This is a genomic window from Ensifer sp. VA4 (assembly GCF_055710065.1).
On the sequence record NZ_JBVQPO010000002.1, the window covers coordinates 105712 to 120935 of the forward strand.

Sequence of the window (15224 nt, forward strand, 5' to 3'; positions counted from 1 at the left end):
CGAAGTTGAAGTATTTTCAGTAAGACTGCCTTTGCCGGCGGACGTCAGGCGCGCCCGCGCAGGCGATCCGACAGCATGCTGCGAATGCGCTGCTCGATCTTGCGGCTCACTTCCTTGCGATTGGTGTGCCGGTCGTAATCGACCGCTTCGCCGAAATCGACGTCGACCTCGATCGCGCCCTCTCGCAGTATGCCGAGCAGATGCGGAACCAGGCCGATATCGCCCGGCCATGCGGCAATGGGTCTGTTGTAGCGCCCCATGGGCATGCCATGGATGCCGGTATAGGAAATGGCGACCGGCTGCACGTGCACCAGACCGGTCGGCGAGTACGGCACGGCCGAGGCGGCCGCGCCGAAGAGGGAGGTCTTGATCTTCAGCAGGCGATTGCCGTCCGACGTCGTTCCCTCCGGAAAGAGCACGACGATCTCTCCCGCCGCCATGCGCCCGCCCATCTCGTTGACCTGCTTGCCGGTCGAGCGCTTCTGCTCGCGCTCGACGAAGATTGACGCCTGCAGCCGTGCGAGAATGCCGAAGACCGGCCAGCTCTTCACTTCGGACTTCGCGACGAAGACGACGTCGGCGACCGAGGAGAGCACCAGAATGTCCTTCCAGGAGGCGTGATTGGCGCAGATGAGCAGCGGGCGCCGGCGCTCGACCTCGCCGTGGACCCGCACCTTGATGCCGAGAGTGTAGCAGGCGAGCCGATGCCAGTATCGCGGCAAGCGGCGGCGGGGCTTCAGTTCAAGCCAGAGGCAGGCGACCTGGATCGGCATCAGCATGAGCGAAACCAGCGCCAGAAGCGCTGCGAAGATCGCAATCCGTAGCCAATTGATCATCCGGAAAGAGTTCCCGCGCGCGACCTTAGAAAGTTAAAGCGGGATGCGGGCGGAAAACCGCATACACTTTTCCTCATCCCGCTCTTGTGCGCTTGGGACTAGCGAAGATCGAGCCGCATGACAAGCGCGGCGGTCCGATGACCGGCCTTGTCCTGATAATAGGCGCGACGTTCGCCGACCTTGTTGAAACCGAGCTTGCGATAGAGCCCGATCGCCGCCTGATTGGTCTCGTCCACTTCGAGGAACAACGCCTCCGAGCCCTTGACCAGCGCCTCGCGCATGGCCGCCTGCATCAGCCGCCAGCCGAGACCGGAACGTGCATAACGCGGCTCGACGCCGATCGTCAGGATTTCGGCCTCGCCGGCGACGGCGCGCGACAGGACGAAGCCGCCAAAGGCCGGGCGGAAGCTGCCATTGGTCTGCCGCGCGACGAAGCCGAACACCGTGTCCTGAACCAGCAGCGCGTGAATTTCGCCATCGCTCCAAGGAGAAGCAAAGCGCTGGCGATGCAGCGCCGCCGCTGCGAGCAGGTCGGCTTCCTCCAACGGGAAGATGTCGAATTCGGTGCGGCGGGTGAAGTAATCGGTGAAGCTCATCTCGGTCTACGCTCGGGCAATCGCGAAGCCCGCCTGCGGCTTGGCATCGGGGCCTCTCAGATATAGCGGTCGCGGCTTGGCCGAGGCTGGATCAGCAGCGGCGCCGAGCGCCGCGACAAAGGCAACATCGATGAGTTCGGGGGGCTTGGGCTGCATGTCTGCCGCGACCAAATGCGCGCCGGAACCGCCGATGACACCATCAAAACCGGAGTAGCGCTCGCACGCCGCTTCGACGGAGAGCGCTTCCGGCTCGCCCGTCGCAACGCCGGCTGCGTCGAAAGCCTGGAGATAGACTTCATCGCGCTTGGCATCGATGGCGACGAGAACAGGTTTTCCGGGCGCAGACGCCCGCAATCCTTCCGCCAGAGCTGCGAGCGTCGAGACGCCGACTGCGGGTTTGCCGAGCGCCAGCGCCAGCCCGCGGGCAGTCGCCACGCCGACACGAATGCCTGTGAACGAACCCGGACCTACGGTGACCGCGATGCGATCGATATCGGGAAGCGCGCGGCCGGCCAAGACCAGCGCCTCGTCGACGAACTCCATCAGCCGTTCGGCATGGCCCTTGCCGAGATCGGCACCGGAGCGCCCGAGCACAACGGCCGTTTCGCTGTCGTAGACGGCAGCGGAGCAGCCGGAGCCGGACGTGTCGATCGCAAGTACAATCATTTCAACGCTGGATCTTTCAGACGCCACAGGCCGCAAAGCCGACCGGTTTTGCGGCAAATCAATACTACTACAGTGCCGCGCGTCTTAGCAGACGCGCAATGGTCGCCGCAGCACTTTTGAAACGCTGCATGTCTTTGCCCTTAAACGGCTAGGATCAAAGGAAACATGCACCAGGTTGGGTCCGGATACAGGCGGAAAACCGCGCACACTCCTTCCCCACCCCGCCTTCGTTCACGAAATGCCGGACGACGTCCGGGGTCAGACGGACTCGACGGCTTCCACCTCGGGAACGAAATGGCGCAGCAGGTTCTGCACGCCATGCTTCAGCGTCGCCGTCGACGACGGGCAACCGGAGCAGGCGCCCTTCATGTTGAGGAAGACGGTGCCGTCCTTGAAGCCGCGGAAGGTGATGTCGCCACCATCCTGGGCAACGGCCGGGCGCACGCGGGTTTCCAGGAGTTCCTTGATCGTCGCGACGATCGTCTCGTCACCCTCGTCGAAGAACTCGCCTTCCTGGTCGGACTGCTCGGCGCGGCCGCTTCCGGCCATGATCGCCTGGCCCGACATGAAGTGCTCCATGATCGAACCGAGGATCGCCGGCTTCAGATGCTGCCATTCCTGGCCTTCCTTGCTGACGGTGATGAAATCATAACCGAAATAGACGCCGGTGACGCCCGGGATCGAAAACAGCCGTGCCGCCAGCGGCGAGCCGGCGCGCGCTTCTTCCTCGTCACGGAACTCGGCGGTGCCGTTTTCCAGAACAACCTTGCCCGGCAAAAACTTCAGCGTGGCCGGGTTCGGCGTGGCTTCGGTCTGAATGAACATGTCTGTCTCCGTTTCGCCGGGAGCGGCATTCGCCCAGCTCTTTAGAATAATTCAAAAGAATATAAGGGCATGGCCCTGCGGCCGCAAGGGCACATAGCGACGCAGATCAACTGAGCGCGTCGATCTCCTCATCCGTCAGCGCATCAGGGATGACGGTGACGGGAATCGGGAAGGCTGCAGCCTTGCCCGCGATCGACGACACGAGGGGACCTGGGCCCTCTTTCGCCGATCCGGCGGCCAGCACCAGAATGGCGATGTCGCGATCCTCTTCGATCGCCGCATGGATCTGCTCCGTGGCAGTCCCCTCGCGGATGACGATCTCGGGTTCGATACCGATCCGCTCGCGGACCGACTGAGCCACCTTTGCGAGCGTCGCCTCGGCTTCCTCGCGCGCTTCCGCACGCATGATTTCCTCGACCCCCAGCCATTGCTGGAAGTCGGCATCGGCGATCACATAGAGCAGGACGAGACCGCCATTGGAGTTCTTCGCGCGCATGCCCGCATAGTGCACGGCGCGGCCGCATTCCGGGGTATCGTCTATCACCGCCATGAATTTGCGGCGGTGACCTTCAAGTCGAGAGAGTCGGGTCGAGACCATAGGGTGAACATTACATCGCGGGCGTGCCGCCGCAAGGTCTCATTTTGGCGTTTTGGAGCGGGACGAGGAAAAAGTGCATACGGTTTTCCACCCGTCCTGCTCCGTTCCGTGAGGATCGACGACAACGGTGATTTTGGCTCGCGGGATCCTAAATCACCGGATTACTGCAGAAAGCCGATGATCTCGCGCACTTCGCTCATCGTCTTTTCCGCCCGCACTCGCGCACGCTCGCCGCCATCGCGGAGAATCGCGTCGATATGGGCGGTGTCGCCCATCAGGCGGCGCATCTCGCCGGTGATCGGCGACAGGACCTCGACCGCGAGGTCGACGAGCGCCGGCTTGAAGACCGAGAACTGCTGCCCGCCGAACTCGGCAAGCACCTGCTCCTTCGTCTTGTCCGACAGCGCGGCGTAGATGCCGACGAGGTTCTCGGCCTCAGGACGACCCTTCAGGCCATCGAGTTCGCTCGGAAGCGCGTCCGGATCGGTCTTGGCCTTGCGGATCTTCTTCGAGATCGTCTCGGCATCGTCCATCAGGTTAATACGCGAGAGGTCGGACGGATCGGACTTCGACATCTTCTTGGTGCCGTCTCTGAGCGACATGACGCGCGTCGTGGCGCCGCCGATCAGCGGCTCGACCGGCGGGAAATAGGCATGGATCGGCTCTTCGCCGACGACGATATCGACACCGTAGCCGCCGCGACGGATGTGCTCCATGAAGTCGATGTTGAACTTCTGAGCGATGTCGCGCGTCAGCTCCAGGTGCTGCTTCTGGTCGTCGCCAACGGGCACATGGGTGGCGCGATAGACGAGGATGTCGGCGGCCATCAGGCTCGGATAGGCGAGCAGGCCGAGCGAGGCGTTCTCGCGGTCCTTGCCGGCCTTGTCCTTGAACTGGGTCATCCGGCTCATCCAGCCGATGCGGGCGACGCAGTTGAAGATCCAGGCGAGTTCCGCATGCTGCGGCACGGCCGACTGATTGAAGACGATATGTTTCTTCGGATCGATGCCCGAAGCGATGAAGGCGGCGGCGATCGAGCGGATCTGCCCCTTCAGGTCCTCGTGCACGAGCTGGGCGGTGATCGAATGCAGGTCGACGACGCAATAGATGCAGTCGTTGTTTTCCTGCAACGCCACGAACTTGCGGATCGCGCCGAGATAGTTGCCGAGATGGAGATTGCCCGTCGGCTGAACGCCGGAAAATACGAGCGGCTTGAATTCGTTCATGTCGTCCTCAATAGGCTGGTGGAGGGCCTACTGCATGTTTCCTTAAATCGTCACCGATTTAAGGATAAAAACATGCAGCCATTCAAAGTATTACAGCGACCTTTGCGCGTCTGAGACGCGCGGCGCTGCGGGGCCGGCTGGCCCATGTTGCTAACGGCATGGCTTATGCACGGGTCACGGGAGGCAATCAAGAGGGGCGAAACGCGGTCTACTCGGCCGGCTGCAGCAGGTCCCAATGGTTGCCGAACGGGTCGCTGAAAACCGCGACGACACCGTAAGGTTCGTGGCGCGGCTCTTCCAGAAAGACGACGCCTTCGGCCAGCATCGCCGCATGGTCTCGGGCAAAATCGTCGGTGAACAGGAAGAAGCCGACGCGGCCTCCGGTCTGGTTGCCGATCGCCGCCCGCTGGCGTTCGCCATCGGCCTTGGCAAGCAGAAGCGCAGTTTCAACCGCACCTTTCGGACGCACGACGACCCAACGCTTGTCTGTGTCGAGGGCAGTGTCCTCGACGAGGTCGAAGCCGAGCTTGCCGCAATAGAAGGCGATGCCGGCGTCGTAGTCCGGCACGACCAGGGCAATGCGTGCAATGGTCTGGCGCATCAGTCCCCTGCCTCCGGTGCGGCGACGGGCGGCGCAGGCGCTTTCGCCCCGCGTTTGAGATTGCGACGGATCATGCCGAGGCTGGCACCGCCAAGACCGAAAGCAAGCGCGAAGTAGATGACCATGGCAACCGCGACCAGACCCGATAGTGTCACGGCCCGGGTGAGCAGCGGCGCGGCCGAGGAGAGCTCGAAGGCAAACCAGTCGATGGCAAAATAGAGCGCCGCGGCCATGCCCGCCGCCGCGATGACGAGGCGCGGGATACGGGTGAGCAACGGCATGTCCCTGCCCCAATGACCGCGCCAGACGAGCGTCGCAAAGAGCAGGACGGCGTTCACCCAGCCGGCAACGATCTCGGCCGTCGCGATGCCACTGGCGCCGAGCCGCGGAAACAGAGTGAGCGCGAGCGACACGTTCACAACGACGGAGATGGCTGCGAAGATCATCGGCGTGCGCGTATCCTCGCGCGCGAAGAAGCCGGGAATGAAGGCCTTGATCAGCACGAAAGCCGGCAGGCCAAGGCCGTAGATCGCCAGGATGTGGCCGACGATGACGGTCGATTCCGGTGCAAACTTGCCGCGCTCGAAGAGCAGCCGGACGATCGGTTCGGACATGACCAATAGCGCGGCCGCAGCCGGAAGCGTCAGGAACAGCGTGAACTCGACCGAGCGGTTCTGCAGGTTCGACGCTTCAGCGAGATTGCCGGAGCGTAGTGCCCGGGCGAGTTCCGGCAGAAGCACGGTTGCGACCGCGATACCGACGACGCCAAGCGGGAGCTGGTAGATGCGGTCGGCATAAACCAGCGACGAGACCGCGCCTTCGCTCGCCGAAGCAATGTTGGTGTTGATCAGCAGGTTGATCTGGGTGATGCCGCCCGTGATCGCCGCCGGCAGGGCGAGCACCAGCAGGCGCCTGACGCTGGCGGTCATCTTCGGCCGTCGGAGGCCGATCTTGATGCCGGCGTCGCGCACGGCGAACCAGACGATGGCAAGCTGCACCAGACCGGCTGCCATGACGCCCCAGGAAAGGGCATAGCCGACGGCCACCGGATCCTGGCCCGCAAACCAGGCATAGGCCAAAACCCCGATCAGGATGACGTTGAGGAACACCGGCGCAATCGCTGCCGCGAAGAAGCGGTGCAGCGAATTCAGCATGCCGCCCATCATCGCCGCCAGCGACATGCAGGCGAGATAGGGGAACATGATGCCTGCAAAGACGATGGTGTTGCCGAGCTTTTCGGGATCGCCAGCAAAGCCCGGGGCGATCAGGTTGCTGACGATGAAGGGCATCGTCAGTTCCATTGCGATCGTCAGGAACAACAGGACGGTGAAGAGAACGCCGAAGACTTCCTCGGAGAACCGCCGCGCGCCCTCCATGCCGTTCGCCTCGATCTCCTTGGCAAAGAGCGGCACGAAAGCGGAGTTGAAGGCCCCCTCGGCAAACAGCCGGCGGAAGGTGTTGGGCAGGCGAAAGGCGGTATTGAAGGCGTCGGCGACCGGGCCGGTGCCGAGCGCGGCGGCCATGAAGGTTTCGCGGATGAAGCCGAACAGGCGGCTTCCAAGGGTCGCGCCGCCGACGGTTGCAAATTTCTTGACCAGACTCATGTTTCGGCTTTTGTCGTTCTTTGAGCGGAGGAGACGCCCGGCGACGGCGCGATGATGCCGGAGGGCATGCGATCGCGGGCTTCGTCACCCTCACCGGCCATCACGGCCTTGAGGCGGGCGGCAATGTTCATCTGACGGTTTTCGCTCGTCACCTTCTGGCCGACGAGGTCGGTGACGTAGAAGGTGTCGATCACCTTCTCGCCGAAGGTGGTGATGTGCGCCGAGGCGATATCGAGCGAGAGATCGGAGAGCACGGCGGTGATCTCGGACAAGAGGCCCGGACGGTCGAGGCCCTCGACCTCGATCACCGTGAACTTGTTGGACAGCGTGTTGCTGATCGTCACCTCGGGCGTCACGGTGAAGGCCTTGGTGCGCTTCTTCACCTTGGTTCTGCTGGCGATCACTTCCGGCAGGCGCTTGCGGCCGGCAAGCACATCCTCGATCAGCTTGCCGATGCTGGCAGCGCGCCGCATCTCGTCCTCGTCCACGGCGAACTCACGGTTGACCAGGATCGTATCCAGCGCCCGACCGTCCGACGTCGTGAAGATCTGGGCGTCGACGATGTTGGCGCCCGCAGCCGCGCAGGCGCCGGCAATCACGGTCAGGAGACGCGGATGGTCCGGTGAGAGCACCGTGATTTCGGTGATCGCATGGAACTGGTGCGTGCGCACCATGGTCGCCAATGGCTTGCCGGCGGCATCGGCCTCGCGGACGAAACGCGCATGCCGCACCTGGTCTTCCAGTGCCACGGTCAGAAGATAGGGCTGATAATGCAGGCGGACATAGGCGTCGCGCTCCTTCTCGGACCAGTCCGTCAGTGCCTCGCCCAGCATCGTCGCGGCATGGGCCGCGCGCTCCTTGCGCGACAATTCGGAGAAACCGCCCGACAACAGCAGCTCGGTCTCGTAATAGAGCGTGCGCAGAAGCTGGCCTTTCCAGCCGTTCCAGACACCGGGGCCGACGGCACGGATATCGCAGACCGTCAGCACCAGCAGCATCTTCAGCCGCTCGAGCGACTGTACCCGTTCGGCAAAGTCGACGATCGTCTTGCGGTCGTTGAGGTCGCGCGTCTGGGCGACCATCGACATCGTCAGATGTTCCTCGATCAGCCAGGCGACGAGTTCGGTCTGTTTCGGCGAAAGTCCGAAGCGCGGGCAGAGACGCCGGGCCACCTTGGCGCCGGCGACCGAATGGTCCTCCGGCCGGCCCTTGGCGATATCGTGCAGCAGCACAGCGACATAGAGCGCCTCGCGATCCTCGATCCCCGGCATCAGCTTGGCGACCAGCGGATGCGCCTCTTCCTCGATGCCGCCTTCGATGCGCGAGAGAACGTCGACTGTGCGCAGCAGGTGCTCATCGACCGTATAGTGATGATACATGTTGAACTGCATCATCGAGACGATCTTGCCGAAATCCGGAATGAAGCGGCCAAGCACACCCGCCTCGTTCATGCGCCTGAGGATCAGTTCCGGCTTGCGGCGCGAGGTGAGGATCGACAGGAACAGACGGTTCGCCTCCTCGTTCTCGCGCAGGTGCGGCGTGATCAGGCTCAGCGAGCGCGTCACCTGGCGCAGAGCCGCCGGATGAAACTCGAGTCCGTTGATATCGGCGATGTGGAAGAAGCGCAGCAGGTTGACCGGATCGCGCTTGAAGACATCGGGGCTTGCGAGCGCGATGCGGCCGCCGTCGTCGACGAAATCGAGCGTGCCGGCGATCTTGCGGCTGCGATGGGTGAAACGGCCGATGATCCCGGAAATGCCGGGTGCTTCCTTCGCCTGCTGGTCTTCGAGTGCTGCGCAGAAGATGCGCGTCAGGTCGCCGACATCTTTCGCCACCAGGAAGTAGTGCTTCATGAAGCGTTCGACGGCAGAGAGGCCGGGGTGGTCGTGATAGCCGAGCGCTTCTGCGATCTCGCGCTGGATGTCGAAGGAAAGCCGCTCTTCCGCCTTGCCGGTCAGGAAATGCATGTGGCAGCGCACGGCCCAGAGGAAGTCCTCGGCCTTCTGGAAGAGCTTGTATTCCTGCCGCGACAAGACCCCAAGCTTCACGAGGTCGGCGGTATCCTTGAGCCGGTAGAAATACTTGGCGATCCAGAACAGCGTGTGCAGGTCGCGAAGGCCGCCCTTGCCCTCCTTGACGTTCGGCTCGACGAGATAGCGCGTATCGCCCGCCTTGCGGTGGCGCTCGTCACGCTCGGCAAGCTTTGCGGCGATGAAGTCCGGGCCGGTATTGCGCACGATCTCGTGGTCGAAACGCGTTTCGAGCTCGGTGCTCAGCGCCTCGGAGCCGCAAATGTAACGCGTCTCCAGAATGGCCGTGCGGATCGTCATGTCGGCGCGCGACAGGCGGATGCATTCGTCGATGGTGCGGGTGGCGTGGCCGACCTTGAAGCCCAGATCCCAGAGGATGTAGAGCATGAACTCGATCGCCGGCTCCGCCCAGACGGCCTTCTTGACCGGTAGCAGGAACAGAAGATCGATATCCGAACCCGGCGCCAGCGTGCCGCGGCCATAACCGCCGACTGCAGCCACCGCGATGCGCGAGGCCGGCGGCGCATTGGCTGCGTCGAAGATCTCGTTCAGCACGAAATCGTGCAGCACGGTGATTAGTTGATCCTGCAGCCAGGAAATGCGCTCGGCGCAGAGAATGCCGGCGCCGTTGGCGTTGAACAGCTCGCGCGCCTTCGTTCGGCCAGCGGTATTCGCCTGCTTGAAGGCGGCAAGCAGCGCCTGGCGCATCGGCTCGCGCTGCTCGGCATGGGCCGAGGCGATGAAGTCGCATTTCGCACGCAGCGCTGCGACGTCGAGGATCTCGGGGAAAGATATTTCGTGTCTGCCCATGAAGTGCCGAGGGGCGTCCTGTCCGACTGGTTGCGTGGTCGCTCTAGCGAGCGCTCCTGCATGATCCTTGCGACCGAGGCCGAAAAAGGACCACACAGCATTTCAATCGCCGCGCCGGCAAAGGCGCGCGGCGCTGTATAGCCTTTTTACCGGCACCTGCACAGGAAAAAGGCGCGCACCGCCTCAGCCCATTTTAACGGTTGGCGGGATGCGGCCGGAAAACCGCGCACACCTTTCCTCATCCCGCCTTGGCGGCGCTCAGTTCCTTCTTCAGCGCGTAGAGCGCGTCGAGTGCTTCGCGCGGCGTCATGTCGTCCGGGTTCAGCGCCTTCAGCGCCTCCTCGACCTTGGACGGACCTGCGGCCTTCACCTCTTCGCGGCGGATCGCCACCTGGAACAGCGGCAGGTCGTCGATCAATTGGCTCGCCGGGTTCTTGCGGTCGGCGTCCTCGAGCTTGGCGAGCACGTCCTTGGCGCGTGCCACGACCGAGGCCGGCAGGCCGGCAAGGCGGGCGACCTGAATACCGTAGGAGCGGTCGGCAGCGCCCGGCCCCACCTCGTGCAGGAAGATCACGTCGCCGTGCCATTCCTTGACGCGCATGGTCGCGTTTGAAAGTCGTCCGAGCTTTTCCGAAAGCACGGTCAGCTCATGGAAGTGGGTGGCGAACAGGCCACGGCAGCGGTTCGCCTCGTGCAGATGCTCGACCGCCGCCCAGGCGATCGACAGGCCGTCGAAGGTGGCGGTGCCGCGGCCGATCTCGTCGAGGATCACCAGGGAACGGTCGGTCGCCTGGTTGAGGATTGCCGCCGTCTCAACCATCTCGACCATGAAGGTCGAGCGCCCACGCGCCAGATCGTCGGATGCGCCGACGCGGGAGAACAGCCGATCGACGATGCCGATATGGGCGCTCGCGGCAGGAACGAAAGTGCCCATCTGCGCCATGATCGCGATCAGCGCGTTCTGGCGCAGGAAGGTCGATTTACCGCCCATGTTGGGACCGGTGAGCAGCCAGATCGCGCCACCCTCCTCACCGTCGGGCGGCGAGAGATCGCAGCCATTGGCGACGAAGGCATTGGCCGCCTGACGCTTCAGCGCCTGCTCGACCACCGGATGGCGGCCGCCGTCGATCGCGAACATGCGCGAGCGGTCGACGGTCGGGCGGGCATAGGCCTGCTCCTCGGCAAGCACGGCGAGACCGACCGAGACGTCGACCGTCGCAAGCGCCAAGGCCGCCGCCTTGAGCGTCTCGGCAGCGGCGACGACCTCGGCCGCCATCTGGTCGAAAGCCTCGATCTCGATCGACAGTGCCCGGTCGGCGGCGTTGGCGATCTTGCTTTCGAGCTCGGCCAGCTCCGTCGTGGTGAAGCGCATGGCGTTCGCCATGGTCTGGCGGTGGATGAAACGGGCACGGCCGGCATCCGTGTCGGTCATCGAGCCGGCATTGCCGGCGGTTACCTCGATGAAATAGCCAAGCACGTTGTTGTGCTTGATCTTCAGCGACTTGATGCCGGTCTCTTCGGAATATTGCAGCTGCAGGCCGGCGATCACCCGGCGCGACTGGTCGCGCAGCGCACGGACTTCGTCGAGCTCGGCATTGGCGCCTTCGCGCAGGAAACCGCCGTCGCGTTTCAGGAGCGGAAGTTCCTCGCCAAGCATGGCATCGAGCAGGCCGAGCAGACCGGCCGGCAGTGCGTCGATCGCCGCCCGCGCATCCTTCAGCTCATCCGACAGCGTACCTGCCGCCATCAACCGTGAAATCGAAGCGGAGGCATGCAGGCCGGCCTGAATGGCGCCGAGGTCTCGCGGGCCGCCTCGGCCGAGCGCCAGCCGCGACAGGGCGCGCGGCATATCCGGCGCCCGCCGCAGCGCATCGCGCAGGTCGCCTGCGAAGGAAGGTTGGTCCGCAAGAATCTCGATCGAGTCGAGGCGCCGGTTGATGCGATCCGGATCGGTCAGCGGCGACATTAGCCGCTCGGCGAGAAGCCGCGCGCCGCCGCTTGTCACCGTCCGGTCGAGCGCCTTCAGAAGCGTCCCTTCGCGCGCGCCCGACAGGGTCTTGACCAGTTCGAGGTTGGCGCGGGTCGCCGGATCGATGAACAGCGTCGAGGCGGCACTTTCGCGCTCGGGGATGCCGAGCGCCGGACGCTCGGCAAGCTGGGTCTTCTCGACATAGGCGATCGCTGCCGAGGCAGCCGCCAGTTCCGCACGCGAGAACGTGCCGAAGCCGTCGAGCGTCTTCACGCCGAAATAGCGGGCGATACGCCCCTCGGCCGTCGCGCTGTCGAACAGCACCGCCGGCTGCGGCACGGCCACGCGGCCGAGCACATCGAAGACTGGCCTCAGCTCCGGGTCGTGGAAGACCGTATCGGCAAGGATCAGTTCGCGCGGCTCGATGCGCAGGATATCGGCGAGAAGCCGGCTTTCCGCGGTCTCGGCCAAGCGGAAGATGCCGGTGGAGATATCGATCCAGGCGAGCGCATATGCCGGCTCGGACCCGCTCTTGATCCGCGCCAGCGCCATCAGATAGTTCGTCTCCGACGGCGACAGCAGCTTCTCTTCGGTGATCGTGCCAGGTGTCACCAGGCGCACTACGTCGCGGCGCACCACCGACTTGCTGCCGCGCTTCTTCGCTTCCGCCGGATCTTCCACCTGCTCGCAGACAGCAACACGGAAGCCGAGCCCGATCAGTTTCTGCAGGTAGTCGTCGGCGGCATGCACCGGTACGCCGCACATCGGGATCTCCTGGCCCATGTGCTGGCCACGCTTGGTAAGCGTGATGCCGAGCGCCCGCGATGCCTCGACCGCGTCCTGGAAGAACAGCTCGTAGAAGTCGCCCATGCGATAAAACAGGAGCGAATCCGGGTTGTTCGCCTTGATCTCGATGAACTGTTCCATCATCGGCGTCGCCGAGGAGCGGCTCTCCTCGGTCGCCAGATCGGCTGCGGACAACACCTCGCCGGCGCGGTTCGATTGGTCTGTCACGAAATTCATGATTGTTCCGAAAAAAGAGATGGCACACTATCCCCAAGCAATTATAGACGACAACCATAAAGAGGCGCGTCGCAAGGCTCGCCCACAGGAGGATGGAGTAAACATGCCGGCTACCGACAAGACCGATCGCGCCGTGACGACCGTCACCGCGCAGGAAGCGCTCGACTTTCACTCGCAGGGCCGTCCCGGAAAGCTGGAGATTTCTCCCACCAAGGCCATGGCGACGCAGCGCGACCTTTCGCTCGCCTATTCGCCCGGTGTCGCCGTGCCGGTGAAAGCCATCGCCGAGGATCCGAACACCGCCTATGACTATACGACGCGCGGCAACATGGTGGCCGTGATCTCGAACGGCACCGCCATTCTCGGTCTCGGCAATCTCGGGGCGCTCGCCTCCAAGCCCGTCATGGAAGGCAAGTCGGTGCTGTTCAAGCGCTTCGCCGACGTCGATTCCATCGACCTCGAGGTCGATACCGAGAATGTCGACGAATTCATCAACTGCGTGCGCTTCCTCGGCCCCTCCTTCGGCGGCATCAACCTCGAAGACATCAAAGCGCCGGACTGTTTCATCATCGAGCAGAAGCTGCGCGAGGTCATGGACATTCCGGTGTTCCATGACGACCAGCACGGCACCGCGATCATCGCCGCCGCCGGCCTCATCAACGCGCTGGCACTGACGGGTCGCGACTTCAAGACCACCAAGCTCGTCTGCAACGGCGCCGGCGCTGCCGCCATCGCCTGTATCGAGCTCATCAAGTCGATGGGCTTCAACTCGGATAATGTCATCCTCTGCGACACCAAGGGCGTCATCTTCGAGGGCCGCACCGAGGGCATGAACCAGTGGAAGTCGGCGCATGCGGTCAAGACCGACCGCCGCACGCTCGCCGAAGCGCTCGATGGCGCCGACGTGGTCTTCGGCTTGTCGGCAAAGGGCGCGCTGTCGGAAGACATGGTCCGCTCGATGGCGCCGCGCCCGATCATCTTCGCCATGGCCAATCCGGATCCGGAAATCACGCCGGAAGAGGTCGCCCGCATCCGCGACGACGCAATCGTCGCCACCGGCCGCTCGGACTATCCGAACCAGGTCAACAACGTGCTCGGCTTCCCCTACATCTTCCGCGGCGCGCTCGACGTACGCGCGACGACGATCAACGACACGATGAAGATCGCCGCTGCGCAAGCGCTGGCGAGCCTTGCCAAGGAAGATGTGCCTGACGACGTCGCCGCAGCCTATCAGGGCAACCGGCCACGCTTCGGCGCGCAATACATCATTCCGGTTCCCTTCGATCCGCGCCTGATCTCGGCGATCCCGATGGCCGTTGCGAAAGCGGCAATGGAGAGTGGCGTCGCCCGCAAGCCGATCACCGACCTCGAAGCCTATGGCCGCCAGCTCTCCGCCCGGCGCGACCCGATCGCCTCGACGCTGCAGCGTATCTACGAACGCGTCCGGCGCCAGCCGAAGCGCATCGTCTTTGCCGAAGGCGAAGAGGTGCAGGTCATGCGCTCGGCGATCGCCTATGCCAACCAGCAGCTCGGCACCGCCATCCTGCTCGGCCGCGAGGAACGTATGCGCGAGACGGCGGAGCGCGAGGGCATCGACCTCGACCGTCCCGGCATCCAGATCGTCAATGCACGACTGTCCAAGCGCGTCGGCGCCTATACCGACTATCTCTATGCCCGTCTGCAGCGGAAAGGCTTCCTTTTCCGCGACGCCCAGCGCCTGATCAACAACGACCGCAACCACTTCGCCGCCTGCATGGTGGCACTCGGCGATGCCGACGGCATGGTCACGGGTACTACCCGCAACTATTCGACGGCGCTCGAAGACGTGCGTCGCTGCATCGATCCGAAGCCGGGCCATCGCGTCATCGGCGTCTCGATCGCGCTCTGCCGCGGCCGTACCGTGCTTGTCGCCGACACGGCGGTTCACGACATGCCCTCTTCGGAAGAGCTTGCCGATATTGCCGAGGAAGCCGCCGGCCTCGCCAAGCGACTCGGCTACATGCCGCGGGTGGCGATGCTCGCCTACTCCACCTTTGGCCATCCCAAGGGCGAGCGCTCCGAGCGGGTGCGCGAAGCGGTCAACATCCTCGACAAGCGTCGCGTCGACTTCGAGTATGACGGCGAAATGGCGGCGGACGTGGCGCTCAACGCCCGCGTCATGGAGCAATATCCGTTCTGCCGGCTCTCGGGCACGGCCAATGTGCTCGTCATGCCGGCGTTCCACTCGGCATCGATCTCGACCAAGATGTTGCAGGAGCTCGGCGGTTCAACCGTAATCGGTCCGCTGCTCGTCGGCTTCGACAAGTCGATCCAGATTGTTTCGATGTCGGCCAAGGATTCCGACATCGTCAACATGGCAGCGATTGCCGCCTACAACGCCAGCATGTGACACCGGCGAATGTACTATTTTGGCGCAGGCCTACAGCGCCGCGCGTCTTAT

At 63.8% G+C, this 15224-nt stretch carries 11 protein-coding genes; 1 reads left to right on the top strand and 10 read right to left on the bottom strand.

Annotated elements, in window-relative coordinates; genetic code table 11:
* Positions 1–44: 44 nt before the first annotated feature.
* The 10 genes from olsA to mutS all read right to left on the bottom strand — a co-directional run bounded on the left by olsA (position 45) and on the right by mutS (position 12784).
* The gene (gene olsA, locus AC0C6X_RS03450; protein WP_472951933.1) at positions 45–836 is read right to left on the bottom strand and encodes a lyso-ornithine lipid O-acyltransferase; all 792 of its coding nucleotides are present in this window, start codon (positions 834–836) and stop codon (positions 45–47) included.
* Positions 837–934: 98 nt separating this feature from the next.
* The gene (locus tag AC0C6X_RS03455) at positions 935–1432 is read right to left on the bottom strand and encodes a GNAT family N-acetyltransferase (RefSeq protein WP_173515356.1); all 498 of its coding nucleotides are present in this window, start codon (positions 1430–1432) and stop codon (positions 935–937) included.
* Between the two features lie 6 nt (positions 1433–1438).
* Positions 1439–2098, bottom strand: coding sequence for a tRNA (adenosine(37)-N6)-threonylcarbamoyltransferase complex dimerization subunit type 1 TsaB (gene tsaB / locus AC0C6X_RS03460; RefSeq protein WP_173515355.1), 660 nt, complete (start codon positions 2096–2098; stop codon positions 1439–1441).
* Between the two features lie 258 nt (positions 2099–2356).
* Positions 2357–2923 (bottom strand): NifU family protein, encoded by a 567-nt coding sequence (locus tag AC0C6X_RS03465; protein WP_173515354.1) that lies wholly within the window; start codon positions 2921–2923, stop codon positions 2357–2359.
* A gap of 106 nt (positions 2924–3029) precedes the next feature.
* The gene (locus AC0C6X_RS03470) at positions 3030–3521 is read right to left on the bottom strand and encodes a universal stress protein (protein WP_173515353.1); all 492 of its coding nucleotides are present in this window, start codon (positions 3519–3521) and stop codon (positions 3030–3032) included.
* A gap of 161 nt (positions 3522–3682) precedes the next feature.
* On the bottom strand, positions 3683–4747 hold the full coding sequence (gene trpS / locus AC0C6X_RS03475) for a tryptophan--tRNA ligase (RefSeq protein ID WP_247958215.1): 1065 nt from the start codon (positions 4745–4747) through the stop codon (positions 3683–3685).
* Between the two features lie 208 nt (positions 4748–4955).
* A complete protein-coding gene (locus AC0C6X_RS03480) occupies positions 4956–5348 on the bottom strand; it encodes a VOC family protein (RefSeq protein WP_472951935.1) in 393 nt (130 codons plus the stop codon).
* A complete protein-coding gene (gene murJ, locus AC0C6X_RS03485) occupies positions 5348–6952 on the bottom strand; it encodes a murein biosynthesis integral membrane protein MurJ (RefSeq protein ID WP_472951936.1) in 1605 nt (534 codons plus the stop codon). The genes AC0C6X_RS03480 and murJ overlap by 1 nt, the downstream gene beginning before the upstream one ends.
* On the bottom strand, positions 6949–9792 hold the full coding sequence (locus tag AC0C6X_RS03490) for a [protein-PII] uridylyltransferase (RefSeq protein ID WP_173515349.1): 2844 nt from the start codon (positions 9790–9792) through the stop codon (positions 6949–6951). The genes murJ and AC0C6X_RS03490 overlap by 4 nt, the downstream gene beginning before the upstream one ends.
* Positions 9793–10030: 238 nt before the next feature.
* Positions 10031–12784: a DNA mismatch repair protein MutS gene (gene mutS, locus AC0C6X_RS03495; protein WP_472951937.1), complete on the bottom strand. Its 2754-nt coding sequence runs from the start codon at positions 12782–12784 to the stop codon at positions 10031–10033.
* 103 nt (positions 12785–12887) lie between these two features.
* Here mutS and AC0C6X_RS03500 point away from each other — a divergent pair, with 103 nt between their 5' ends.
* Positions 12888–15173: an NADP-dependent malic enzyme gene (locus AC0C6X_RS03500; RefSeq protein ID WP_472951939.1), complete on the top strand. Its 2286-nt coding sequence runs from the start codon at positions 12888–12890 to the stop codon at positions 15171–15173.
* Positions 15174–15224: the final 51 nt, after the last annotated feature.